Origin of the sequence: Arthrobacter sp. Soil764 (genome assembly GCF_001428075.1) — a bacterium.
In the GTDB taxonomy this organism is placed as follows: domain Bacteria; phylum Actinomycetota; class Actinomycetes; order Actinomycetales; family Micrococcaceae; genus Arthrobacter.
On sequence record NZ_LMSI01000006.1, the window covers coordinates 20993 to 46737 of the forward strand.

General features: G+C 62.3%; 18 protein-coding genes and 3 pseudogenes. 15 read left to right on the forward strand and 6 right to left on the reverse strand.

Going from position 1 to position 25745, the window contains the following annotated elements; all coding sequences use genetic code 11:
* Positions 1–5 precede the first annotated feature (5 nt).
* The 7 genes from ASG86_RS05605 to ASG86_RS05635 all read left to right on the forward strand — a co-directional run bounded on the left by ASG86_RS05605 (position 6) and on the right by ASG86_RS05635 (position 6897).
* Positions 6–1040, forward strand: a complete 1035-nt coding sequence (locus tag ASG86_RS05605; RefSeq protein ID WP_056331415.1) for a DctP family TRAP transporter solute-binding subunit — start codon at positions 6–8, stop codon at positions 1038–1040.
* A gap of 94 nt (positions 1041–1134) precedes the next feature.
* A complete protein-coding gene (locus ASG86_RS05610; RefSeq protein ID WP_056331417.1) occupies positions 1135–3054 on the forward strand; it encodes a TRAP transporter large permease in 1920 nt (639 codons plus the stop codon).
* 3 nt (positions 3055–3057) lie between these two features.
* Positions 3058–3981 (forward strand): NAD(P)-dependent oxidoreductase, encoded by a 924-nt coding sequence (locus tag ASG86_RS05615; protein WP_056331419.1) that lies wholly within the window; start codon positions 3058–3060, stop codon positions 3979–3981.
* On the forward strand, positions 3978–4289 hold the full coding sequence (locus ASG86_RS05620; RefSeq protein ID WP_056331421.1) for a putative quinol monooxygenase: 312 nt from the start codon (positions 3978–3980) through the stop codon (positions 4287–4289). Before ASG86_RS05615 ends, ASG86_RS05620 begins: the two co-directional genes overlap by 4 nt.
* Entirely contained in the window at positions 4289–4795 is a 507-nt protein-coding gene (locus tag ASG86_RS05625) for a gluconokinase (RefSeq protein WP_056331422.1), read from the forward strand. The genes ASG86_RS05620 and ASG86_RS05625 overlap by 1 nt, the downstream gene beginning before the upstream one ends.
* 540 nt (positions 4796–5335) lie before the next feature.
* Positions 5336–6394: a polysaccharide deacetylase family protein gene (locus tag ASG86_RS05630; protein WP_235565108.1), complete on the forward strand. Its 1059-nt coding sequence runs from the start codon at positions 5336–5338 to the stop codon at positions 6392–6394.
* Positions 6395–6414: 20 nt separating this feature from the next.
* Entirely contained in the window at positions 6415–6897 is a 483-nt protein-coding gene (locus tag ASG86_RS05635; RefSeq protein ID WP_056331427.1) for a nucleoside deaminase, read from the forward strand.
* A gap of 111 nt (positions 6898–7008) precedes the next feature.
* On the opposite strand, the gene ASG86_RS05640 is transcribed toward ASG86_RS05635, so the two are convergent.
* Positions 7009–7986, reverse strand: coding sequence for an alpha/beta fold hydrolase (locus ASG86_RS05640; RefSeq protein ID WP_056331429.1), 978 nt, complete (start codon positions 7984–7986; stop codon positions 7009–7011).
* Positions 7987–8169: 183 nt separating this feature from the next.
* Between ASG86_RS05640 and ASG86_RS20935 the strand changes: the two are divergent.
* From ASG86_RS20935 to ASG86_RS21185, 3 genes and pseudogenes are all read left to right on the forward strand, one after another.
* Positions 8170–8352: pseudogene (locus ASG86_RS20935) on the forward strand (LLM class flavin-dependent oxidoreductase); the annotation flags it as partial.
* Positions 8342–8626 (forward strand): hypothetical protein, encoded by a 285-nt coding sequence (locus ASG86_RS20635; RefSeq protein WP_162253492.1) that lies wholly within the window; start codon positions 8342–8344, stop codon positions 8624–8626. The pseudogene ASG86_RS20935 and the gene ASG86_RS20635, both read left to right, overlap by 11 nt.
* Positions 8627–8765: 139 nt before the next feature.
* Positions 8766–8858: pseudogene (locus tag ASG86_RS21185) on the forward strand (ATP-binding cassette domain-containing protein); the annotation flags it as partial.
* 139 nt (positions 8859–8997) lie between these two features.
* Here the strand turns inward: ASG86_RS21185 and ASG86_RS20455 are convergent.
* A complete protein-coding gene (locus ASG86_RS20455; protein WP_156386131.1) occupies positions 8998–9834 on the reverse strand; it encodes a GIY-YIG nuclease family protein in 837 nt (278 codons plus the stop codon).
* Between the two features lie 26 nt (positions 9835–9860).
* Here ASG86_RS20455 and ASG86_RS05655 point away from each other — a divergent pair.
* From ASG86_RS05655 to ASG86_RS20460, 3 genes and pseudogenes are all read left to right on the forward strand, one after another.
* Positions 9861–10811, forward strand: a pseudogene (locus ASG86_RS05655) (ABC transporter ATP-binding protein); the annotation flags it as partial.
* A gap of 297 nt (positions 10812–11108) precedes the next feature.
* On the forward strand, positions 11109–11903 hold the full coding sequence (locus ASG86_RS05660) for a TIGR04255 family protein (RefSeq protein WP_056331436.1): 795 nt from the start codon (positions 11109–11111) through the stop codon (positions 11901–11903).
* Positions 11903–12157: a hypothetical protein gene (locus tag ASG86_RS20460; RefSeq protein WP_156386132.1), complete on the forward strand. Its 255-nt coding sequence runs from the start codon at positions 11903–11905 to the stop codon at positions 12155–12157. Before ASG86_RS05660 ends, ASG86_RS20460 begins: the two co-directional genes overlap by 1 nt.
* A 652-nt stretch (positions 12158–12809) precedes the next feature.
* Here ASG86_RS20460 and ASG86_RS05670 read toward each other — a convergent pair.
* The 4 genes from ASG86_RS05670 to ASG86_RS05685 are packed head-to-tail and all read right to left on the reverse strand — an operon-like array spanning position 12810 to position 20373.
* A complete protein-coding gene (locus tag ASG86_RS05670) occupies positions 12810–15905 on the reverse strand; it encodes a type I restriction endonuclease subunit R (protein WP_056331440.1) in 3096 nt (1031 codons plus the stop codon).
* A complete protein-coding gene (locus ASG86_RS05675) occupies positions 15889–17178 on the reverse strand; it encodes an SIR2 family protein (RefSeq protein ID WP_056331442.1) in 1290 nt (429 codons plus the stop codon). The genes ASG86_RS05670 and ASG86_RS05675 overlap by 17 nt, the downstream gene beginning before the upstream one ends.
* 1 nt (position 17179) lies before the next feature.
* Positions 17180–18376 carry a hypothetical protein gene (locus tag ASG86_RS05680; RefSeq protein ID WP_156386133.1) on the reverse strand — a complete coding sequence of 399 codons (1197 nt, stop codon included), beginning with the start codon at positions 18374–18376 and terminating at the stop codon, positions 17180–17182.
* A 26-nt stretch (positions 18377–18402) separates the two neighbouring features.
* Positions 18403–20373 carry a type I restriction-modification system subunit M gene (locus ASG86_RS05685; RefSeq protein ID WP_056331446.1) on the reverse strand — a complete coding sequence of 657 codons (1971 nt, stop codon included), beginning with the start codon at positions 20371–20373 and terminating at the stop codon, positions 18403–18405.
* A gap of 215 nt (positions 20374–20588) precedes the next feature.
* On the opposite strand from ASG86_RS05685, the gene ASG86_RS05690 reads away from it, so the two are divergent.
* Both ASG86_RS05690 and metH read left to right on the forward strand, forming a co-directional pair.
* Complete coding sequence (locus ASG86_RS05690) at positions 20589–21899, forward strand: hypothetical protein (protein WP_056331448.1); 1311 nt, start codon at positions 20589–20591, stop codon at positions 21897–21899.
* Positions 21900–22061: 162 nt separating this feature from the next.
* Complete coding sequence (gene metH / locus ASG86_RS05695) at positions 22062–25709, forward strand: methionine synthase (protein WP_056331450.1); 3648 nt, start codon at positions 22062–22064, stop codon at positions 25707–25709.
* Positions 25710–25745 lie beyond the last annotated feature (36 nt).

The window sequence follows — 25745 nt, forward strand, 5'->3', positions numbered from 1 at the left end:
ATCGAATGAACACCAAGACCCGCGCCATCACCGGAGTGCTGGCTACCAGCCTGGCCGCAGCACTGCTGACCGGCTGCGCAGGCGGAGCCCAGCCCGCAGGCCAAAGCGGCCCCGTGGCCAAAATTCAGCTCTCCATCCCCGATCCGCTGACCTCTTCGGTTGGCGTCACCGCCCAGCACTTCGCCGACCAGGTCAAGAAAACCTCCAACGGTTCCGTCCAGGTCACCGTGGTGCCCAACGGCACCAGCTTCAGCGGTGACCAGAATGCCGCGGTGACCCGTCTGCAGGGCGGATCGCTCGACGGACTCATTCTGTCCACCTCCGTCTACGCCTCCGTGGTGCCGGAAATGAACGGCATCAGCATCCCCTACCTGTTCGCGGACACCAAGGAAGAGGCAAAGTTCCTCGCCGGCGAGCCCGGAAAGGTCCTGAAGGAGAAGCTGGCGGCAAAGGACACCGTGGCGCTCTCCTTCCTGACCCGGACCGGCCGGGAGATCACCAACTCCGTGCGCCCGATCGAACAGCCTTCGGACCTGAAGGGGCTGAAGATCCGCGTGCCGGGCAACACCTTGTGGACCGACTTCTTCGGCAAGCTGGGCGCGAGCCCCACCACCATGGCCTTCTCGGAAGTCTTCACCGGCCTGCAGACCGGAACCATCGACGGCCAGGAAAACCCGATTGAAGTGCCTTGGACCAACAAATTCTCCGAGGTGCAGAAATACGTCTCCATGACCAACCACATCAACGACGCCTGGGTGCTGGCCCTGTCATCGAAGAAGTGGGATTCGCTGACGGATGACCAGAAGAAGGTGCTCACCGCCGCTTCCGAGGAAACGGCAACCTTCAAGACCGGTTATGACGAGGAACAGTCCAAGAAGCAACTGGATGAACTGGCAGCCAAGGGCATGAAGGCCAATGAGCTCAGCGCATCCGGACTCGCCGAGTTCAAGGCCACCTCCCAAAGCCTCTACCCGGAGTTTTCCAAGCTCATCGGCAAGGAATTCTTCGACCAGGCCATCGCCTTCGCCGGTAAGAAATAACAAGGACGGGTGGGAGCCCCCGCAGGGCTCCCACCCGCACTGACCCTCCACCCCAAAAAGAATCCCGCTCTCAATGTCGACAGTCTGGAAAACCATGAAACCCACCGTTGCTCCCCAGGACTACGAGGAAGTCCTTCCCCTCGAAGCGGAGGAAATCCTTCATCACGACCACGTGCCCTCCGGCTGGAGCGGTGCTGCATGGCTCGACAAGACCCTCGAATGGATTGTGGGAGCGGCGATTCTCGCGGAGCTCGTGGTGATCCTCCTGAACATCACCGTCCGCGTCATCACCGGGGACTCAGTTCTGTGGACACAGGAGGTCTCCGAGATCGCCCTGCTGACCATTGCCTTCATCGGTGGCGCCATCGCCTATCCCAAGGGCGCACACATGTCCGTCCAGGCGCTCATCATGCGCCTGCCCGCAACATGGAAGCCATACCTCGCAGCGCTCGTGGACTGGCTCGTCTTTGTCATGAGCGCCGGCGCGCTTGCCCTGTTCGTGCCCACCCTCGTTCAGCAGATCGAGGAGAAGACACCCATCCTGCAACTCCCCGTCTTTTGGGTCAACATGCCCTTCACGGTGGGCATGGTCCTCATCGCCTGGTTTGCCCTGGTCAAACTCCGGCGCGAAGCCTGGCGACCCGCCCTGGTAGGTGCCGGAATAGCGGCGGCCCTGGTCGTCGTCGTCCTCGTCTCCCCGCCGCTGTTCTACTACGCCTCCCCGAACGTCCTGCTCGTCGTCGTCCTCGTGGCCTTGTTTGCCCTGCTGTTCCTGGGCCTGCCCATTGCGTTTGTCCTGGCCCTCGCCTCCGGAATCTACCTGTACCTGGGCGGCATTTCCGACGTGAGCGCCATCCCCATCGGCATGGCGTCCGGAGCCAAGGGATTTGTCCTGCTGGCCATCCCGTTCTTCATCCTGGCCGGCACGGTCATGAACTCCGCGGGCCTTACCCTGCCGCTGGCCAAGCTCGTCGATGCGCTGATCGGCCATCTTCGCGGCGGGCTGCTGCAGGTGGTGGTGGTCACCATGTACATCTTCTCCGGCATCTCCGGCTCCAAAGTCGCCGACGTGGCAGCCGTAGGCACCACCATGCGCGGCATGCTCGAAGAACGTAAATACCCGCGGGGCGAAGTGGTCGCCGTGCTGTCGGCGTCGGCCATCATGGGTGAAACCATCCCGCCCAGCATCGTCCTGCTCATCCTGGGCTCCATCACCACCATCTCCACCACCACCCTGTTCCTCGCCGGCTTCGTTCCGGCAGCCTTCCTCGCCCTGGTGGTCATGGCAATGGTGTTCCTGAGGGCGCGCAAGCAGGGAGGGGTGCCCAGCGCCAAGGCCACGTGGCGGGCCCGGGGCTCGGCCACCTTCTTCGCCCTGCCCACGCTCCTGCTCCCCGTCGGCATGGTGGTGGGGATCCTCAGCGGGTTCGCCACCCCCACCGAGGTTTCCTCGGTCGCCGTCGCCTACGCCTTTGTGCTTGCCGCCGCCTACCGCCGCGGCAGCCGGCGCCTTCTCGGCGACACCCTGCGTGAAACAACCACGACGGCGGGCATGGTGCTGTTCATCATCGCCGCCGCGTCGCCCCTGGCCCAGACCCTCGCCCTGGCGGGCGTCTCGCAGCAGATCCACGACCTGATGTCAGGACTGGGCGATTCCCCCATCCTGTTCATGCTCTTCACCGTCGTGCTGCTGATCATCATGGGCCAGCTCCTCGAAGGCCTGCCCGCGGTACTCATCTTCGCCCCGCTGCTCCTGCCGATCGCCACCGACTTCGGCGTCAACCCCGTGCAGTACGCCATGGTCCTCATCATCTCCATGGGCATCGGATCCTTCGCCCCGCCGGCAGGGGTTGGCTTCTACGTCGCCTGCGCCACCGCCCGCGAAACCGTGGAAAACAGCCTCAAACACTTCTGGCCGTATCTGGTGGCGGTGTTCGTCGGCCTCCTCGTCCTCGCCGCCGTGCCCTGGTTCAGCACCTTCCTTCCCGCCCTCGCCGGCCTGATCCCCTTCTAATCCATGACAGAAACCAGACCGTCCTCACCCCTCGATTCCGGCGTCTCCGTCTCTCTGCTCGGCACCGGCCCCATGGGTGCCCCCATCGCCCGGAACATCATCGACGGCGGGGTGCCGCTGACGCTGTGGAACCGCACCCGCCAAAAAGCCGAAGCCATCCAAGGGGGCACGGTAGCTGCGCGGCCGGCGGACGCCGCAGCGGATGTTGTCCTCACCGTCCTGCCGGACCTGCCCCAAGTGGAAGCACTCCTGGAGGGCGACGACGGCCTGCTCGCGAGGTGGGCGCAGGCAGGTGTGGTTGAACCCGTACTGGTCATCCACGGCACCGTGTCACCGACGGCGGTCGCCGCCTTCGCAGCCCACTGCAAGTCCCGCTATGGGGTGGTGGTCATCGACGCGCCGCTCAGCGGCGGGACCATCGGGGCAGAGCAGGGGCGGCTGAGCATCATGGCCGGTGGGCCCCAGAGCGTAGTGGAGTGGCTTACGCCGCTTTTCGAGCTCTACAGCTCCACCGTTATGTGGTTCGGTGAAGCAGGGTCCGGCGCCATCGTGAAGGCCTGCAACCAGATCGTGGTGGCGGCGACCGTCACCGCCCTGTCCGAGTCGATGGCATTGGCGAAGGCATCAGGTTTGGATCTGGAAAAGGTCCAGGCAGTCCTCAAGGGCGGGCTGGCCAACTCCGAAGTTCTCCAGCAGAAGGGCGGCCGCTGGATCAGCGGAGACTTTGACGGCGGCGGTTCGGCCAAGAACCAGCTCAAAGACCTGCGGTTTGTGACGGACGCGGCGGCGGACGCCGGCCTCGCGCTGCCCGTTGCCAATACGCTGAAATCGGCTTTCGAAACAATGGTCACCGAGGGCCTCGGGGACCTGGACCACACAGGCATCTACCTAAGCATCACCAGCAATCGAGCAAAGGAACCATCATGACCATCGTCGTCACAGCAGTCTTCACGCCCAACGACGGCGCCCGCGACCAGGTTGTCGCGGCCCTCGAGCCCGCCATCGCCGAGGTCCACGAAGAGCCCGGATGCCTCCTGTACGCCATCCACGACGCGCCGAACGGTCAGATCGTCATGATCGAGAAATGGGAGAGCGCCGAGCTGCTCGACGCGCACGGCGTCGGCGACGCCGTCAAGCGGCTGAACGCCTCACTCGAAGGACTCCTGGCAGAACCCGTCGAGGTCACCCGTCTGACCCCCATCCCCGCCGGCACCGCACACCAGGGCGCCCTGTAATGCCCCAGGGCATCGTGGTGATGGGCGTCTCCGGTGCAGGAAAATCCTCCGTCGGCCAGGCGCTCGCCACCCAGCTCGGCGCCAGTTTCATCGACGGCGACAGCCTTCACCCGGAAGCCAACGTCAAGAAAATGGCCTCCGGCGTCCCCCTCACCGATGAGGACCGGTGGCCGTGGCTGCACCTCGTGGGTACCCAGCTGTCCAGCAGCCGCGACAGCGCAACCATCGTTGCCTGCTCAGCCCTCAAGCGCAGCTACCGGGACGCCATCCGGACGGCCGCGCCGGCCACCACGTTCATCCTGCTGCAGGCCGACAGGCCAGCACTGCAGGACCGGCTCACCCAGCGCCCCGGACACTTCATGCCGGCATCCCTGCTCACCTCCCAGCTGGAAACCCTGGAAGAGCTGCAGAGCGACGAATCCGGCGTGATGATCGAGTCAACGGGCGGCATCGACACAACCGTGGAACGGATCCGGAAACTGTTGGAGCGGTCAGCAGTGGTCTGAATACCGCCTGAACGGGAGTTCACAAAGGTGGGGAACCAAAGCGATTGACAAAGGCAACGAAGAGCTGGCTAGTAGGCTTCTGCAGGAAGGAAGGCGTCAGGAACCAAAGGAGATTGTGGATCGATGGGGCAGCGTTTGGGAGACGCACGCCCGGGCATGGCCACTGTCTGCCTGCGTTTCCTTCTGGTGTCGTGCTGCGCAGTGGCGCTCATCTTAGGCGGCGACGGCGTTGCCGGGGCCCCTTCCCTGATCCTGCTTCACGAACGGGTTTCCAGCCAGCCCAAGGTAGTGCGGGTGCCTGAGCCCCTTTCGGTTGCCCCGGATCGACCCGTCGAGGTGCCGGGCGGGTATCCAATGAAGTTGACGGCGCAAGTTGGAGGAAGTCACGTCGAGGCATCCTGGACGTACGTCGACGGGCTGCCAGGGTTGAACGCCCACTTGGACTCCTGGCTGCTCGGGATCTTGGACGCAGCCGCCCCCGCGAATGGCCGCTACCGGCCCGCGATGGCTCTGAACCCTGCCCCGTCCAGGAGCCCGGAAATGACCGTTTCAGCCCGCCCCGTCCAGGCCAACGGAACAATAGTCGTCGTCCGCGAAAAAGTGACAAGTGCCGGGGCAAACGGAATGGCTTCCGTGAGGTCTGGCACCGTGTACGTGGACACCGTTTCAGGGGGAATCCACGGTGGCGCCGAGCTGCTGCGGCCTGAGGCCGTGCCCACCATACAAGCGCGCATCATGAGTGTCCCGGCTGAGATCGCGGCGCCTTCCCCGCAGGGTCCGCCGTTGACCGACCTGGTTCTTGACCCGGCGGGAGGACTGACCGTCAGCGCAGAGCTGCCCGGTGCGCCGGGCAGTCAAGCGACGATGAGGATGAATGCCGGCGATGCCGGGAGCGCCCTTAGTGACTACGGCCGGCAGGTATTGGAGCAGCTGAACGCCGCCCCGGCACCGCGTCCGGCCACAGCGCCGGCACTCAGGCACGTCAACTGTGACCTCGTCCCGTGCGCAGCGCTGACCTACGACGACGGACCGGACGCCCGCACCACACCACAGTTGCTGGCCATCCTGGCGGAGAAGAAAGCCCACGCCACGTTCTTCATGACCGGGTCCAACGCCGCCGCCAACCCTTCGATCGCCAAGCAGGTCGCCCAGGCGGGACATGCGATCGGGAACCACACCTTCAGCCACCCCAATCTGACCAAGCTGTCCCCGCCTGCGGTGAAAACAGAGATCGAGCGCACGGATGCCGCCATCGCGTCCGCCACGGGCTCAATCCCGACAATGATGCGTCCCCCATACGGCGCGGCCGATGCCCCCGTCCAGGCCGCCGTCGGCAAACCCCTCATGCTCTGGGCCGTCGACTCACTGGACTGGCAAAGCAAGAACCCGGCCGTTTTCGTGCCCAAAGTCCTCAAGGAAATCGCGCCCGGCGCCATGGTGCTCATGCACGACGTCCAGCCGACGACCATAGCCGGGCAACAGGAACTCATTACGGCGCTGCAGAGCCAGGGCTACCAGCTGGTGTCCGTCCCCCAGCTCTTCGAAGACGTGCCCCTCGTCCCAGGCCACGTCTACAGATCCCGGCCAGCGCGCCAATAGCCGCATGCGAGAATGGCCGCATGATTGACGAATCTCAAGCGTCTGCCGCTGCACCAGCGACTTCAGACCCTGCCTTCGAAGCCGCGTACCAGGCTGCCCAAAAGAGCCTCAAGGAGGGTGGCATCCCGATTGGGGCAGCACTGGCCCGTGACGGTGTGGTCATCGCGAGCGGACACAACGAACGCGTCCAGAACGGCGACCCCATAGCGCACGGGGAAATGTCCGCCCTTCGCGCGGCCGGCCGGCAGAAGAGCTACCGGGACACCACGCTCTACACCACGCTGGCACCGTGTGCCATGTGCACGGGAACCATCATCCAGTTCAAGATCCCCCGGGTGGTGGTGGGGGAGGCGCGCACGTTCGACGGCGAGTTCGACCTTTTGCGCTCACGCGGTGTTGAGGTGGTGGTCCTGGATGATCCGCGCTGCGTGGAGATGATGCGCGCGTTCCAGGAGGACAACCCCGACCTGTGGGCGGAGGACATCGCAGAGGACGCCGCGTAGCAGCTCTCGCGGCCGGCCGCCGCTGTCCGGCCACGCTGGAAGGGACGACGACGGCGGCGGGGCGGGTGCCGTCGTCGACCCTTCCTTGGGAGGTGCTTTCCTCTGGGACCGTCAGGCTGTAGGTGACGGTGCTGGCGACTCCTGCCGCTGGTGCGAGACCCGCTGGATGAACTCGACCGTTTCGCGCTCCGTTTCGGCGCGGGTGGTGGGTTCGTTGTGCACCTCGTGGCGTACGCCGGGGAAGACGCGGGTGCGGACGTCCGCGTGGCCCGAATCGGCCAGGCGGTTTGCCACGTGGTAGGCCCCTTCGCCGTAGTTGGTCACGGGGTCCTGGTCGCCGGCGAGGATCAGCACGGGGAGTTCCGCGGGGAGCTGTTTGTACCAGTCGTCGGAGTTGACCTGGTCGTAGAGGTCCACGAAGCCCTGCAGGAACCGGGCGCTCAGGGGTGCGCCGAAGTTGTTGAAGGGGTCCCGGCCGTGGTCGGCAACGACGTCGGCGTCCAGCGCCACCCAGGCAGTGGGGCCGGCACCTTCGCCGAAGCGGCCCAGGAAACCGTCGAACAGCTGGCCCACCAGTTCCTCGGGCGCCGGCTCCGTGGCGCGCTCGCCGGAGGCAAGCCGCGCCAGTTCTGGCCGGTTGATCATCTTTTCAATGCCTCGCATTTGGGCGGCAATGCCGCAGAGGATCAGGCCGGAAAGCTGTGCACCGGGATTGACGGCCATGCCGCGGGCGATCATGGATCCCCAGCTGTGGCCGAACACCACGTACGGAAGCTGGGGGAGCGCCTCCCTGGCCTTGGCCTGGAGGGCGACCTCGTCCGCAACCACCACGCTGGCGGCATCCTCGCCGGCGTCGCCCCAGGTGCCCTGCTGCATCGCGGTGCGCCCGTGCCCGGAATGGTCACCTGCCACCACGATGAACCCCGCATCCACCAGGGTGGAGATGAGGTGGAGGTAGCGGCGGGAGTGCTCGCCGAGCCCGTGGATCAGCTGCACGATCGCCTTGGGCGCGCCGATGGGCTCGTAGACCCACGCCTGGATTTTGTCCCGGCCGTTGGCGGACGTGAACTCGATTTCCTGCAATGACATGTATTCCTCCTGTGGCGGCGCCGTCGCCTGCCCGTGGTGAGCCTAACCCTGGGATGGACAATGCCGTCAAGGTTTTGGGGCGTTTCGGGTGAAGGCTCCGGGTCCGCGGGAAATGTTGGTTCATGCGATGGGCCACCGCCTAGTCTGAAAATCAGCCACGTCCCTGTGTTTTGGAGGAAGCCGATGCCGCATCCCACCCGTCCTTTGCGCAAGCTTGGTTTCCTCACTATTGGGCTGTTCGATCCTCTTGATCCAGCTGCGGGGCATGAGTCAACGCTGCAGATCATTGAACTGGGCGAGCGGCTGGGGTTCGACAGTGCTTGGTTGCGCCACCGCCACCTGCAGTTTGGGAGTGATGGATCAGTGGTTCGAAGACCATCAACTGCAAGAGTCGACGGATGACGATGAAGTTCACCGGACGCGCAGTTCAGCATGGTCTGCCTACTATGGCGTTCGCCTTTTGACTGAAGATCAGCGCCGGGGTGAGTCGGGGCGGCAAATTCTGGACAGAATCACCTCGCTGAAGGACGTAGGAAACCAAGAGGAACTGAACCGTCTGGGCGAGAACTGCCGTGATGAGATGGACAGGTTCGTTGAGTTGGCTCGTGCAGATGTAGAAGTAGGGTCGAAGACTATATGAGGCACTCTCTCCTCGGTTCATATCTAAATCGAGGTGTCGTCGGTAAAGACGGTTCCTCTTCTGGCCCCCCGCTCTCCTAGACATCCCCTGGGTAGCTCCCCCTCAGTCGGAAGCCGCCGATCTCCTCCCAGAGTCTTGTGCGGAGCCGGAGCAGACGGTGGCGATTGTCGGGCCCACCGGGGCGGGGAAGACCACTCAGGTGAACCTGATGATGCGGTTCTACGAGCTGGAACGCTCGACGGCGCGCGCGGAGCTGTTGGCTGACGGCGATGCATCAATAGGTTGCAGGAACGGTCAGCCTGCAAGTGTCGCTCGAACACCGCTATTCGGGCATCAGCTGTTGCCAGGATACGGCCAAGGCAATGATGGATTCAGCGGAAGCGGGCCCGGAGATAGCGTTCTTGCTCTGGTGTGAGAGCACCCCAGCGGTCACCCTCAAAAGGCAGTTTGCCGTACTTGTCGCGCAGCGCCTGCCGGATCGTCTTGGGGCTCCTGCCAAGTTCGCGTGCCAGCTCGACCGGCGTGAGTCCTCGTACGCCCGCCGCGGGGGTGGAATCAGACTCGATGGACGGGAGCATGGAAGCCCGTGCCGCGGACACGGTTGCCTGCCGGGCTTGTGAGCCTGATGCCTCGCGGGTCATCTCTTCACGCGCCCTGCGCAGGCGACGGAGCGGCTTGGGATTGTCCCTGATGTTCAGCGGCGGCGTCCAGCGCTGGATGATTGCGACTTCGACTTCTAGGAGCGGTTGCTCCATCCCCACGGGTCGCTCCCATACCGCGAGCGAAAGGCGCTTGTGCATCCAGGATGTGAGCCGGGCGTCCCCAGCTGGCAAGAGTCCGTAGTTCGAGAAGTGGCCGGGCTTGTTGGTGTTACGGGGAACCGAATGCAGGTCGAGCAGATCGCGGAGCAGCGCAGCGAAAGATCGTCGCACAGTCGAGCGGCCTGTTAGAGGCTTCTTGGTAGGGTCGACTGCGAAGTGGGTGTCGAGTTCTCGGCGAACGAGGTTGTCCTCGCTCTTACCGACGTACAGGGCGGAGTCTGGACGCGGGTCGAGGCCTAGATTTGCCCACGCTTCGGCATCGCCATATATCGCATACAGGCCAGATACCGGCCGCACACGACCTTCCGCCAGAGTGACCGGCCAGGCCGCCGCCGACAGTGAAATGAGGGCTTCGGCGACGTATCGCGAGGGCTCGAATGTGGTCATAGCGGGGACATTAGCAGGTGAACCTGATGCAGGTGGCGTCCGGGGCGATGCAACTGGGCGATGTGCAGGCGTTCATCCAGTACTCGCGGCAGTTCACCATGCCGCTGGCGCAGCTGGGGTTCATGGCCAACGTGCTGCAGTCCGGGGTGGCGTCGGCCGAGCGGGTGTTCTCTCTGTTGGACGAGGAGGAGGAGTCCGTTGAGCCTGCGCCGTCTGCCGGGCCTGTGTTTGGGCGGGGGCGGCTGGTGTTCTCGGATGTGTCGTTCTCGTATTCGCCGGAGCAGCCGCTGATTTCTTCTTTGTCGTTGGTGGCGGAGCCCGGGCAGACGGTGGCGATTGTGGGGCCTACCGGGGCGGGGAAGACCACGCTGGTGAACCTGATGATGCGGTTCTACGAGATTGATGCGGGGCGGATAACGCTCGACGGCGTGGACGTCACCTCGGTGCCGCGGCGCGAGCTGCGCTCGCGGATGGGGATGGTGCTGCAGGATACGTGGCTGTTCGCGGGGAGCATCCGGGACAACATTGCGTACGGGCGTCCTGGTGCTACTGAATCCGAAATCCTGGAGGCGGCCCGGGCGACGTATGTGGACCGGTTTCTGCGGTCGCTGCCTGACGGGTACGACACTCTTCTCGAGGATGAGGGCTCCAACGTGTCCGCGGGGGAGAAGCAGCTGCTGACGATTGCCCGGGCGTTCCTGGCGCGGCCCTCTGTCTTGATTTTGGATGAGGCGACGTCTTCCGTGGATACCCGGACCGAGGTGCTGGTGCAGAAAGCGATGAGTGCCCTGCGCTCCGACCGAACTTCGTTCGTCATTGCCCACCGCCTGTCCACGATCCGCGACGCCGACCTCATCCTGGTGATGGAGGCCGGCCAGATTGTGGAGCAGGGCACGCACGCTTCCTTGCTGGCTGCGGGTGGGGCTTACGCGAGGCTGTACGAGGCCCAGTTCGCGGCTCCGGCGGCGGAGGTTTGAAGGATTATCTGTTATTGTGATGAGCCATCGGTGCGCTCCCAGCCTCACAAACCCGGGAAGATGCGGTGTGAGATCACACGGCGATGCTGGGGTTTTCCACTGGAACTTGTACCGTCGAGCAAAGATTTCGTTTTGCCCTAGTCGCTCAGCAAGCTAAAATGTTCGCTTTTGGGTTTAGGTTCCGTTGAACAGAGCGTCCCCTGAGACCGGCGGGTCAGCAACACGTCGATGCACCGCTCTTTGACAGCTAGGCTGGGAAGCGTCCTATCTTAATTCGTCAAGAGACCGGGAGAATAAGTGGCGCACGACGCGGATCTTTCCAAGTGGGGCGAACTCGGTAACCTAGTACAGCTTCCACTCAGCTACGCCAAAGCTCCAATCGTTGAAGCCATCCTCCAGATCAACGTGGAGGCCTCGAGTACTTTATCCATGGAGGAGCTCTCAAGGCTCCTTGGCGACTTGGAGGACTTCCAGGCGCCCGAACCGGCAATAGCGTTTGACGGGGAGGTGTCGGTTGTGGACACCGAAATCGTCAATAACGTGAAGGCCTCGAGATTGGGTTTTGTCTTCCGCCGGAAGGATGGCCGAAGAGTCGTCCAAGCTCAACGAGACAGCTTCATCTTTTCCTGGCTACCGCCATACAGCAGGTGGGAGGAGTTCGTTTCGGAAGCGCGGGAATATTGGACTCGTTATTCTGCCGCCGCCAACCCTGTTGCAGTCACGTCAATAGGAGTCAGGACGATCAATCGCATTCCCATCCCGGACCGGGCTGCGGAACTTAGGGACTATGTCCGCATGTCTGTTGATATCCCGGCTTACTTGCCACAGGCGATGAATAGGATGTTCACACAGGTCCAAGTGCCACTGCGTATGTTTGACGCCACAGCGGCGATCACCACCGTCTTGCAGCCAAACGCCGAACGAAGAGCGGAGCTCATCCTCGACATAGATATCCAAAAAGCGCTGCCGCTGCCACTGTCTGATGTAGCATTCGATGACAAGCTTTCGGGTAAGCTTGAAGAAGCTCGAGATGCAAAGAACTTCGTTTTCGAAGCATGCATCACGGACGCCACTAGGGGGCTAATTTCCTGATGACGATTCTCTCATCACCAACGTCGCTTGTAAGTGGTAATCCGCTGGCAGGTGCCTTTGACGTTGTAGAAAAGTTGCGCCGCAGTTCTGCCTTTTGGGCTTTTTGTGTCCCAGTGTCTGATGGCCTGTTGAACATTCACGCCACCGAGTCACGTGTTTCTTCGTTTCATCGCCCGACTACTTTTCCGGTGAACGATGAAGTCGTTCGTGCTGCCCGTTACGAACCCGCGCCCGTCGACGACAGCGGGTGGTAGCCGCCGACACTCCAGCGTTGACGGTCCAGCCTGCGAGATGGCTTAGTCAGGGTGACGTCTTCTTGGAGCTCCCTATTCCGGACCTGCACGAGCCTGACTTGGCGGGTCCCGCGCTCCTAGCGACTTATCACTGTGCCTTGGATAAGCGCAATGGGCGGGGCGTATCAACCGTTACCCATCTCAATTTCCTTCCAGTGCGGTCCGTTGAGGCCCTTCCGAAGGACAGAGCTACTCTGCTTCGCAGGGATCCAAGTAGCACGACACCCTATGCTGCCCTGTACCTTGGAGACTTGGAACAGGTGGGGGAGGGGTACGTTAATCTTTTGGAATGCTTCACTCTTCCAGCTACAGAGTTCGACATTGAGCTCGTAGATTTTTCCGCTGATCTTCCAGATGAGGGGCCAGACGGGGATTATTTGCGGGCAGTGAGCACCAGGAATCATCATCGGGTTGCTACGTTGCATCCGCTGCATCATGAGCTATTCCTGCAGAAGTGGCGAGCTCATTGGACGGGGTCCTTGGAAGTTTCTGGCTAAGGTAACACTTGAACTGAGCCGGGAAACCACTGGAATTGAGCAGCAGAACCCGAAACACGACGGCAGACTTTCCACCGTCCTGGCCTCACGTAATAGGACGAATGTGCTCTCGTGGCTCAGCGCTGGGGCGCCTTCGACCCCTGCAGTTCCTCGTAGACCAACTCGCTCAGCATCTTTAGTAGCGCACTCATCTTCGTCCTGTCGCCGAGCGCCTGGAGACTCAGGTTGTAGTGGCTGTCCATCGAGTTCGAGACCGCGTCTGTGACGGCCTTTTCCAGGTGCGGGCTGCTGCCGAAGTGGTTCCGTGAGTTGTTCTGCGCCTGCTTCTGAAGTGTTTCGTTCTTCACGAGCTCCCTACGTACTCCCTCGACAAAGTGCGCTACAGCGTCCAGTTCCTCACCCTCGAATGGAAGGTTGGCCTGCTGGATGATCTCCTCCCAAGTCGCGAGGACCGGGTCCTTCGCCTGTCCGGTGCCCACTTCTGTGGGCGGTTTCAGCAGCGCATCATCGCCGGAGAGTTGCAACTGGGCCTGCCCCTTGTCTTTGAGCGCGTATTTGGCAAGCACCACCCCGGAGAGGTCCAGGGCCACCTTCGCGTCGTTCACGCGGAGCACCGGCAGGAGGTGCTTGTAGTAGATTGCACGCTTCTCCAGGTCCGTATCGGCGAAGTCGACGATCTGGGAGAGGAAGTCGTAGGAGCGAACAAACGAGCCGAGGTCTTTTCGGAACAGGTCTAGCTCGTCCTGGGCGGCCTTGTTGCCCTCCGCGACGCCGGCGTTGTACCGGGTGTTGAAGCGCGACTTCGCGGGAGCAACCCAGCCGGAGAGCGCGTTGTTGCCTTCCTCCAGGACATATGACTTCACGAGCCCGTCCACCTCGGACTCCAGGTAGATCTGCGCGGCATCGAGCTTGGCCTGCAGATCGTGCACCACGTTCGGGTCGGAAACGCCCTCCAGGGCTGCCTCGCGGAAGTACGGCTGGAAGGACGCTAGAATCTCACCCGGATTATTGACGAAGTCCAGCACAAACGTCTGGTCCTTGCCCACGGCCGTTCGGTTTAGCCGGGACAGCGTTTGCACGGCGGAGACCCCGGAAAGCTTCTTGTCCACATACATGGCCACGAGCAGCGGTTGGTCGAAGCCGGTCTGGAACTTGTTAGCCACCAGCATGATTTTGTACTCGTCGGTGGAGAACGCCTCGGGAAGTGTGCGCCCCTTGAGCCCGGCATTCATGCTGAGCTCGGTGAACGCCTCAGGCCCGGATTCGTCGTCGTTCACTTCGCCGGAGAAGGCAACCATCGTGCCCAACCCCGAATAGCCGGCGTCGAGAATGTATTTGTCGATGGCGAGCTTATATCGCACGGCTTCCTTGCGGGAGCCTGTGACCACCATTGCCTTGGCCTTGCCATCCAGCCGCCAGGCAACGTTCGCGCGGAAATGCTCAACGATCACCTGGACCTTCTGGCTGATGTTGTAGGGGTGCAGCTTCACCCAGTTCATCAGGGACTTCAGCGCCTCGGACTTCTCCATATGGGCGTCGTCCGAGTCGTAGTCCCGGCCCTCATGGGTGAGCCGGTAGGCCACCTTGTAGCTGGTGTAGTTCTGCAGCACGTCCAGGATGAAGCGCTCCTCGATGGCCTGCTGCATGGAGTACAGGTGGAACGGCTGCGGCAGCCCGTCCGGGCCCTTGCGACCGAACAGCTCCAGGGTCTTGGCCTTGGGGGTGGCGGTGAAGGCGAAGTAACTGATGTTCTTGGCGTCGGCACGCTCAGCCATTTCGGCCGCCAAATAGCTTTCGACGTCGAACTCGCCGCCGTCGTTGACGTCCGCCAGTTCCTCCGCGGACAGGACCTTCTTCAGTTTGTTCGCGGTGGACCCGGTCTGTGAGGAGTGGGCTTCGTCCGCGATGATGGCGAAGTTCCGACCTTTGAGCGCTTGGGATTCGGCGATGGCCTTCAACGCGAACGGGAAGGTCTGAATGGTGACGATGATGATCGGCGTTCGTGCCGCCAGCGCGGAAGTGAGTTCGCCGGACTTGGAGCCCGCGTTACCGCGGATGGGGACCACGACGCCGGACTTGTGCTCGATCTGGTAGATCGCGTCCTGGAGTTGGGCGTCCAGGACGGTCCGGTCGGTCACGACGATGACGGAGTCGAAGATCTTCTGATTGTCAGCCCCGTGCAGCGAGCTGAGCTGATGCGCCGTCCAGGCGATCGAGTTGGTTTTGCCGGACCCGGCTGAGTGCTGGACCAGGTAGCGGTGGCCGGGCCCCTCGGCCCGGGCGGTCTCGATGAGGTGGTTGACCACGTCCCACTGGTGATAGCGGGGGAACAGCAGGGACTTGCGGACTTCCCGCTCGCCGGTGACAGGGTTGGTCTTGTCGCTGATTTGCAGGTGCAGGAATTTGCCGATGATGTTCAGCCAGGAGTCGCGCTGCAGCACTTGTTCCCAGAGGTAGCTGGTGGCTGACCCCTTGGGGTTGACCGGGTTGCCGGCGTGTCCGTCATTCCCGAGGTTGAAAGGCAGGAAGTAGGTGTCCTTGCCCTTGAGCTCGGTGGTCATTTGGATCTCGTCGTTGCTGACAGCGAAGTGCACCAGCGCGCGGCGGCCGAACGATAGCAGCGGCTCATCCTTGTTCTTGCCGTTGCGGGGCAGCCGGTCTTTGCGGTATTGCTCGATGGCGTCATTGATGTTCTGCGTGAAATCCGTCTTGAGCTCTATGGTGGCGACAGGCAGGCCGTTGACGAACAGGACCAAGTCGATGCTCTTCATGGTGTCGACCGTGGAGTAGTGCACCTGCCGGATCACGCGGAGACGCACCTTTTGGTAGCGTTCCAGGGTCTCCGGGTTCAGGCCCATGGCCGGCTTGAACTGGCACATCTCAAACTTGGCGGCGACGTCCTTGAATCCAGTGCGCAGCACTGAGAGCATGCCGGCCTCTTTAGCTGCAGGCTTGTCCAGCACCTTGCACAGCCGGTCAAGGAGCAGCCGCTTCGCGACCTCATGCTCGGCGGGGGAGTCCGTAGGCTTCAGGACCTTCGCCAGCTGCTCCGGTTGGGTATCGGACAGCCACGCGAACACATCCTCCGGGACAAGGCCCCGGGAGGCGTCGTAGAGTTCGTTGGCCTTGCGGTGTGGTTCGTAGATCCAGCCCTCAGCGGCGAGGGCCTGGCAGATCTCGTCCTCAAACGTCACTTCATTGTGCTGCGCCATCGATTCCCCCTCCGATTTGACTTTCGCCTGTGCCTGTCTGGCTGGAAATCCCGAAAACCTTTAGCAGGCCCACAGCAGCCGTTTCGCATATCAACTGACTCGACGGCGAAAGACCGTGCTCGGCAGGATTCTCAATCCTGGCTAGCAGTGAAGAATAGAAGGATGCATTGTGATCCCAGTAGGCTGCTGCATCCGGGGGATATGGGTCGATGATTGTTATCACCGGAGCGAGTCGAGAGTTTACCCAGCGCTTTATCGCAGCGTTAATGTGCTCGTCGCGCATCGAGTATCCGACTATGACCAGGTGATTTGAATCCTCTAGGAACTGGTCGAATTCCTTCAGCATTGCTAGAAAAGGGCCTTCCGCACGCAGCTTCGTTCCATGGCCGAAAACCAGGGCGGGCGATGACCCTCTCGCTAAATCTTCGTCAGAGGGTTCACTACGCCGGACCGCAATGTCGTCATCCGCGAATGCGTCGAGGCCTTGACGTTCATTCGTATATTGCCAGTCAAGCGAGCCGTGAAGCTTGAGCAGTCTGAGATCAGCACGGTTATTCCAATGCCAGTTGAAACCTCCACTCCATTGCTCAATGCCAGTGTCGTACTGGATCCGGTTTGCTTCGCAGAACGACTCAAGACTTAGGTCGTAGTTCAGTGTGGCAACACGGGTATTCGACGCGGATCGGGTCAGTACAGGTGCGAGGTACCCAATCCGCTCAGCATCAATTTTCAATGCAGTCCGAAGCTGGAGCAGCATTGCCTGCTCCAGCAACTTGAATGTCGTTCCCTGTTGGTTTTGGCGCGTCAGGGCACGAACGCCGTCTTGAAAAGCATCCTGCAACTTGGTTGTTCGATGTGCTCGTTCGGTAGCATCCGCTATGCCACCCATGAATTTACGACCCCACGTGCTTGAAAGACGAGGTGCCGGACCCTTATCGACTTCGTTCAGATAGGGGTTCCAAGCAGATATGAACGGCGAGACCTCTAGGTCATCTCTGTGGGAGAGCATGCGGACTGCCGCAAAGACTCGCTCGACGTCGATCCCGTCAGCGATTGCGCCGCCTCTGGCGGTGTCGTGGGCGATCATTGCCCCAACGGCCATATTGAGGGCGCCGGCAACTGAGCGGCCGACATGATTGTCATTAGAGATCCCGTTCAAGATTTGTTCGGTGAGACGAGTAGATGTGGGGAGGCCAGCCTCCACCGAGGCACCCGCCCCAAGCAAAACCGTGACTTCCCGGTCTCCTGGAACCTCTGCGATGGCAGGCGTCATTTCAGCAAACTTCCTGTACTTTGAGGCTGCCTGTGACAGTGGCGGAAATGAGTGCCGAGCGGCGTTCGAGCAGCAAGCCCACGGCAGTTGCACACTTCTGCGAGAGGTGATCCAGACGCTCGACGGTCCCGCGAAGGCCGGCAACGCTGGAGCGTTGCGAGTCTATCGACGGGACGCGGAACCTGATCTCTCCGAGGTCATTGACGTTGATACGCGGTGTCCTGATGACACCTTGATCAACTGACCCAATACCACGCACCCTGGACTGCATTTCGCCTACGGCCCACTTCGAGCGGAGAACCATTGCTAGCCAAGTTGGATCGACCCTCCTAGAGGGGCGAATCACTAGGTAGTCGGGGCTGACAAGACCGCTTTGATTTGATGTACCGAGGGCCCCTTGAAACGCGCGCATGCGGTTAATGACGATATCTCCGGGTCTGGATACCTTGTAGTTGCTGAGATCAGCGGCGCGCGGCTCATCATCCGTTATCTCGTCGCGTCGGTGAAGGCCTCGGTGAATCGAGACGGACATGAGCGGAAGTTCGGCACCGTCCGCCCGTTCGTCGGTCACGGTATAGAGGTGCTTCAAACTTAAGCCAGGATCTTCAGTCGTGGGCTGTACCGAGCACGATACGTATGCAGTGACCACGGCTTGACGCTTTTCGATGAGCAGCTCGATGAGCCGCTCCTGCTTTCTGATGAGATCGTCGATCTGCGCTGTTTCGCGGTCGAGGTAGTCGCAAGCGGCCGTTTGAAAACCAATGCTGGCATGGGGTACTTCCAAATTTGCGAGCTTTTCTGCAGTGAAATGACGGATTGTCGCTTTGTTGCAGAGGACGTCGAGATAAGAGCTGCTGCGAAGGGCATCAAGAATGTATTTGGCGAACCGAATGTCATTTCCCCGGCGGGGGCGAACACGGTGCACGCTGTTTTGGAATATTGCAGGACTATCGGCTTTTATCAGCGCGCTGCGTCCCACGTCTCCCCCTTCGCAAACGACAAGGTCGTTGGCCCGAATAGCTAGATTGCGGCGATCGGTGTCGGATGCCCACATGGACTTCAGAGCGGACTCGTCGAGATACCCGTCCTGGACTGCAGCGGAGTTCAGGTAGAGCGTCATAAAGTCTGAGGGGCCTCTCTGTTCCGTCTGCAGCATCTTTCCGAGCGTGACCTCGAACATCTGCTTGAAACTGGTCACGGGGAGAGTGGTTGCGCCGTACCAGGTCACTTCTCCACCTCGGCCAGCAACGTCGTGATCTCGGAGATGAGTTGGTTGAGATCAGCGTCGATCTCGTCCAAGGACCGAGGCGGGACGTACTTGTAGAAGTGCCGAGTAAATGGGATCTCGTAACCGACCTTGGTCTTGGAATCGTCGATCCAGGCGTCGGGGACGTGGGGGAGGACTTCCCGTTCAAGGTAGGCCTGAATGTCTTCATCCAATCGCACGTTTTCGGTGTCACGAAGGTCTGTGTCGGCCTCGGGCGTTCCCTTGGGCCCCTTACAGGTGTCTGCCGATTCGTCGCGTTCGGAAAGGCCGGCCAGGACAGCCTTCAGGACCGGGGCACCAAGCTTTAGGTCCGCGCCTGCCAGCGCCGGCTTGAGGACCTTGATGAACGCCTCGCGGTTCTTCCAGAGCTTGGTATCGCCTTCGCTGACCCGGGTAAGGGCTTTCTCCAGAAGCTGCCGGTCGTCATCGGACAGCTTTTCCACCGGCTTCTGCGCCAACACGGCGTCGATCCGCTCCGGAGTGCAGGCGAAGTTCAGTTTGAGCGGCCGCTCCACCGTGACGGAGGAGTAGCCGAAGTCCTGGTTGTTGAAAATCTTGGAGGTCTCGCCGTTGTCCTCGAATTCACCGTAGAGGTTGACGATGCTCGCAATGTCCTTGGGGCCGAGTTCCTTGCGCTTGGAGCCGAGGCTCTTGCGCATTTTCTGAAAGAAGCCGATGCCGTTGATGAGCTGGGTCTTGCCGACGCGCTCCGGGTGTTTCTGCTTCTTGCTGTTCGAGAGGATCCAGATGTAGGTGGCGATGCCGGTGTTGTAGAACATGTCCGTGGGCAGCGCGATGATGGCCTCCACGAAGTCGTTCTCGATCAGGTACTTGCGGATCTCAGACTCGCCTGACCCGGCACCGCCTGTGAATAGCGGCGATCCGTTCAAGACGATGCCGATGCGGGACCCGCCGTCATGCGCCGGGCGCATCTTGCGGACCAGATGGAGCAAGAAGAGCAGTGAGCCGTCGCTGACGCGGGGCAGGCCTGGGCCGAAGCGGCCGTCGAAGCCGTGGAGTTCGTGTTCCTTCTGGATCTGCGGCTGAATCTTTTTCCACTCGACGCCGAAGGGCGGGTTGGAGAGCATGAAGTCAAACTGCTGGCCGATGTTCTGGTCGTTCGCGAGGGTGTCACCGACGGAGATCTTCGAGATGTCCTGGCCCTTGATGAGCAGGTCCGACTTACAGATGGCGTAGGACTCGTCGTTGATTTCCTGGCCGTATGCGACGAGGGAGGCGCTTGGGTTCAGCCCATGCAGGTGCTCCTGGGCGACCGTGAGCATGCCGCCGGTTCCGGCGGTGGGGTCATAGATGCTCCGGACGATGCCCTCCTTGGTGAGGACGTCGTCGTCGTAATTCAGCAAAAGCTGCACCATCAGCTGGATGACTTCGCGAGGGGTGAAGTGTTCACCCGCGGTCTCGTTGGAGGCTTCAGCGAAGCGGCGGATGAGCTCCTCAAACATGAGGCCCATCTCGATGTTGCTGATGGTCTCCGGGTGGAGGTCGATCGCGGCGAAGTCCTTGGCGACGTGGTAGAGCAGGTCCGAGCTGTCCAGCTTCTCGAGCGTTTTGTAGAACTCGAAGCGCTCGAAGATATCGCGGGTGTTCTCCGAGAAGCCCTGGACGTAATTGAGGATGTTCGCCTTGATGTTCGTGGGGTCGTCCAAGAGCTCGGCGAAGTTGAACTTGGAGATGTTGAAGAAGCTGTGGCCCGAAGCCTTCTGCAGGAAGGTGTCGAGCGGAATGTTGAGGTCCTTCTTGGCCTCCTGTTCAGCGAGAACGGCGTCCTTGGTTTTTTCGAGGACGCAATCCAGACGGCGCAGGATGGTGAATGGCAGGATCACCGAACCGTACTGGGCCGGTTTGTAGGTGCCCCGCAGAATATTCGCGATGCTCCACACCAGGTTGGCGTTGTTGTTGCCGGCCACTGTTCCCACTTTCTGTGCCGCGGGCAGTGGGGGTGCGCTGACTTTAGCCGGCCACGCCGTCGGCGCCCCCATTGCCGTGCAGCGTTCAATCGATCACGCACGTACTTGCCCTTGCATTGTATTGGCGAGGGTGGCTTGGTGGGCGATCGATGGGTGATGGAGACTCCGGGGCCGCGTCACCGTGCTGCGTCGGAAGGATATGTGAAGATGTTCAAATGAGTGACAACGACCACGAGCTTTCCCTGTATGTCGACGGCAAGAATGCCTTGGTGGCGGGCGATCCGACAGCCATTGCGGAGCTTTTCCGCAAGTTGGATGTCAAGCCAGAGGACCGTGCCAACTTGGGGTCAGGGGTGGCTGATCTCCTCGCTGGCCTGGCTGGGGCGGTTGCGATGGCGATGTCGGCAAATATCCCGGGCAACTCCTTCCATATGACTCCCGAGTCCTACGCTCGATTTCTGGAACTCGTCGGTTCCACTGAGGAAAAGCTCGGGATTGTCAGCGGGGTGCTACGACAGTCAGATGGGAGGATTGACACGATCATCGAACTGGTGAGCTCTTCTCCAGTCAATCCTGCCGCGGCCGCGAACGTGCAGCTCATGGCCGCGACTTTGGCGATCCGTGTGGCCCTCAAAGACCTCGATACGCTTGTTCAGGCTGTGGACGCGAAGCTGGACACAATCGTCCGGGATAACCGTGACGAGGCGCTCGGCAACGTACAGGGAACGACCCACGTCCTAGACAAGGCATTTGGATACTTCGAGGAGACGGCGCGGCTGAACGATGCTCTATGGGACCAGGTGTCGGGGCAGGCGGCTGCTCTTGCCCAGGCTCACGCCGTCGCCCTGAACCACCTAAACACCATTGCCGACAGTCTTACTGTCAAAAACTTCGGCAAGCGGGTCAATAACGCTGAGGCCTCGGCAAGGGGCGAACTGAAGCACTGGCTGGTTATTGCGGCGGTGGCCCTGACAAATATGGTTCGCCTGGACGCCCTCGAGGCCGTCCGAAGTGTGCAGGACGGGTCAGACTCCCCGGCTCATGAGCGGCATATCGCCAAGGCGCGCGAGCGGCGCATGACCACCACCAGCACGGCAATCCGAAACTTGTCAGACGCTATTTCAAAAGCGGTGGATGTGGATAGCTTTACCCGCATTACGAACCCCCTAGAAATGCCAAGGCTCTACACTGCCGCTGAGGAAATGCAGCGACTATTGCAGGTCTTTAGCTCGTCCTTCGGTATGCCGGAGCCAGCTTCGATCGAGCGTACGCAGTGGCACGAATCTGTGATCCGCCTTGGCCAAAAAGCTGGAGGTGTCGTGGTGAACTCCGCCGCTGCCGTTGCCGAAGGGGTAGCTTCAGTTCCCAAAGCCATCGGGGAAACTGTTGAAGATACGATCCTGCACGTAGCCCAAGGAATCGAGGCGCGACGACGGAGCCCCGGGGAAATCGAGAAACAAGAACCTCAGCCTGAGGCTCCTGAGGATTTGGCCATCACGCAGCAGCAGGCCGGCTCCGCCAACTGACGGCGGCAGCCGTCAGAACCCCCACTACGCCATCTGAGCCGACCGTCGCGGCCATCCTTGGGCCGGATCGTGTCGATCGCTAAGGACAGCGAAAGCGGTCCGCCCGCCGTAGTACACGGACACACAGCGCAACGCAGGCGCCCCCACACGTAACCTGAATAGATGCCCCGTTTTGCACTGGATATCGAGTCCGTCCCCCGCCCCGCCCGTTCGCAGGAGCTGCTGGACGGCGTGAACCACCGCGTCGTCATCGCCGATGGCGCCATGGGCACCATGCTCCAGGGCCGGGACCTGCAGCTGGAGACGGACTTCCAGAACCTCGAGGGCTGCAACGAGATCCTCAACGACACCCGGCCGGATGTCATCGCGGACATCCACGACGCCTACTTCGCCACGGGCATCGACGCGGTGGAAACCAACACGTTCGGCGCCAACTGGTCCAACCTCTCCGACTACGGCATCGACGACCGCATCGAAGAGCTCGCCCGCAAGGGTGCGCAAATCGCCCGCGAACGTGCGGAGGCGGCGGAACAAACAGACGGCCGCATGCGCTGGGTCCTCGGCTCCATGGGCCCCGGCACCAAGCTCCCCAGCCTGGGCCACACCACCTACGACTACCTCAAACAGACCTTCGCCCTCCAGGCCCAGGGCCTGATCGACGGCGGCGCCGACGCCTTCCTCATCGAAACCAGCCAGGACCTCCTGCAGACCAAGGCCGCCGTCAACGGCTGCAAGCAGGCCATCGTGGACCGTGGCATCCGCCTCCCCATCTTCGTCGAGGTGACGGTGGAAACCACCGGAACCATGCTCATGGGCTCCGAAATCGGCGCCGCGCTCACCGCCCTCGAACCGCTCGGCGTCGACGCCATCGGCCTGAACTGCGCCACCGGCCCGGACGAAATGAGCGAACACCTCCGCCACCTCTCCAAGCAGTCCTCCGTCGCCATCGCCTGCATGCCCAACGCCGGCCTGCCCGTCCTCGGCGCCAACGGCGCGCACTACCCGCTCTCACCCACTGAACTCGCCACCGCGCACGAACAGTTCGTGCGTGAATTCGGCCTGGGCTTGGTGGGCGGCTGCTGCGGTACGACGCCGGAGCACATGGCCGCCGTCGTCGAACGTCTTGCGCCCTTCCGCGCCAAAGCCGTGGTCACCAGCGGAGACAAGACAGCACCCGCCCGCATTCCCGAAGAACGCGAAGCCGGCGTGGCCTCCCTCTACCAGCACGTGAACTTCGACCAGGAGTCCGCGTACCTGGCCATCGGTGAACGCACCAACGCCAACGGCTCCAAGGCCTTCCGCCAGGCAATGCTCGAAGAACGCTGGGACGACTGCGTGGACATCGCCCGCGAGCAGATCCGCGTCGGCGCCCACCTGCTGGACGTCTGCATCGACTATGTGGGCCGCGACGGCGTCGCCGACATCAAGGAGGTGGTAAGTCGGTTCGCGTCCGCCTCCACCCTCCCGCTGGTCATCGACTCCACCGAACCGCCCGTCCTGCAGGCCGGCTTGGAACTCATCGGCGGCCGTCCGGTGGTCAACTCAGTCAACTACGAGGACGGCGACGGTCCCAACAGCCGCTTCGCGCGCATCATGCCGCTGGTGAAGGAACACGGCACTGCCGTGATCGCCCTGACTATCAATGAAGAGGGCCAGGCCCGCACCACCGAGGGCAAGGTGGCCATCGCCTCCCGCCTCGTCGACGCCCTGGTGGGCGAATGGGGCATGCGCGTCGAGGACATCATCGTCGACTGCCTCACCTTCCCGGTCGCCACCGGCCAGGAGGAAACCCGCCGGGACGGCATCGAAACCATCGAGGCCATCCGCCAGATCACCGCCAAGTACCCCGGCATCAACACCACGCTCGGCGTCTCCAACGTCTCCTTCGGCCTGAACCCGGCAGCCCGCGTCGTCCTGAACTCCGTGTTCCTGCACGAGGCCGTCCAGGCCGGCCTGACCAGCGGCATCATCGACGCCGCCAAGATCGTCCCGCTCGCCTCCCTCCCGGAAGAGCAGCGCAAGGTGGCCCTGGACCTGGTCTGGGACCGGCGCGAATACGACGCCGACGGCAACGTCACCTACGACCCCCTGGCCAGCATGCTGGACATGTTCGCCGGCGTCGACACCGCAGCCCTCAAGGACCAGCGCGCCGCCGAACTCGCGGCCCTGCCCACCGGCGCACGCCTGGAACGGCGCATCATCGACGGCGAAGGCAAGGGCCTCGAAGCGGACCTGGACCTGGCCCGCAGCGAAGGCATGACCCCGCTGGGCATCATCAACGACCACCTGCTCGAGGGCATGAAGGTTGTCGGTGAACGCTTCGGCGCCGGCGAAATGCAGCTGCCGTTCGTGCTGCAGTCCGCCGAGGTCATGAAGAACGCCGTCGCCCTGCTCGAACCGCACATGGAGAAGTCAGACTCCTCCGGCAAGGGCACCATGGTGATCGCCACCGTCCGCGGCGACGTGCACGACATCGGCAAGAACCTGGTGGACATCATCCTCACCAACAACGGCTACAAGGTAGTCAACATCGGCATCAAGCAGGGCATCGCCGAGATCATCGCCGCAGCCGAGGAACACGACGCCGACGTGATTGGCATGTCCGGGCTGCTGGTGAAATCCACCGTGGTGATGAAGGAGAACCTCGCGGAGCTGCAGTCCCGCGGCCTGGCGAAGAAGTGGCCGGTAATCCTCGGCGGCGCAGCCCTCACCCGCGCCTACGTGGAGCAGGACCTGGCCGAGCAGTTCGACGGCGTGGTCAGGTACGCCAAGGACGCCTTCGAGGGCCTTTCCCTCATGGAACCACTGGTGCGCGTGGCCCGCGGTGAATCGCCGGACGACGTCGGCCTGCCGCCTTTGAAGAAGCGCATCCACAAGGGCGGTGCGAAGTTCACGGTCACCGAGCCGGAAGCCATGCCCGGCCGCTCGGATGTTGCCACCGACAACCCGGTTCCGGTGCCGCCGTTCTGGGGCACCCGGATCGTGCGCGGCGTCTCGCTCCACGACTACTCCGCGTTCCTCGACGAGCGCGCCACCTTCATGGGGCAGTGGGGCCTCAAGCCCGGCCGCGGCGAGGACGGCGCCTCCTACGAGGAACTGGTGGAACGCGAGGGCCGGCCGCGCCTGCGCTACTGGCTGGACCGCATCCTGGGCGAGGGCATGCTGGACGCGTCCGTCGCCTACGGCTACTTCCCCGTGGTTTCCGAGGGGGAGCAGGTGGTGGTGCTGCACCACGGCGAGGACCACGACGGCGTCCTGGGCCAGGCGGGCCTTCTTGCCCCCGATGGTGGTTCAGGCGGTCCGATCGGCACCGACCGACTGCGCTTCGATTTCCCGCGCCAGCGCCGCGACCGGCACCTGTGCCTGGCCGACTTCGTGAAGCCGCGGGAGTCCGGGCAGATCGACGTGCTGCCGGTCCAGCTGGTCACCGCCGGCTCGAAGATCGAGGAGTTCACCTCCAAGATGTTCGCCGCCAACCAGTACCGCGACTACTACGAGCTCAACGGCCTGGTCATGCAGCTCACGGAGGCGCTCGCCGAGTTCTGGCATGCCCGGATCCGCAAGGAGCTGGGCTTCGCGGCCGAGGAGCCGAAGGACACGGCAGGGTATTTCAAGCTCGACTACCGCGGTGCCCGGTTCTCGCTGGGCTACCCCGCCTGCCCCGACATGGAGGACCGCCGCAAGGTGACGGAGCTGCTGAAGCCGGAACGCATGGGCGTGGTGCTCAGCGATGAGCTGATGCTGCACCCCGAACAGTCCACCGACGCGTTCGTGTTCCACCACCCGGAGGCGAAGTACTTCAAGGTGTGAGGTGAAGCCGGTCGTTGGTCTGGGAGTGCGCCTCCC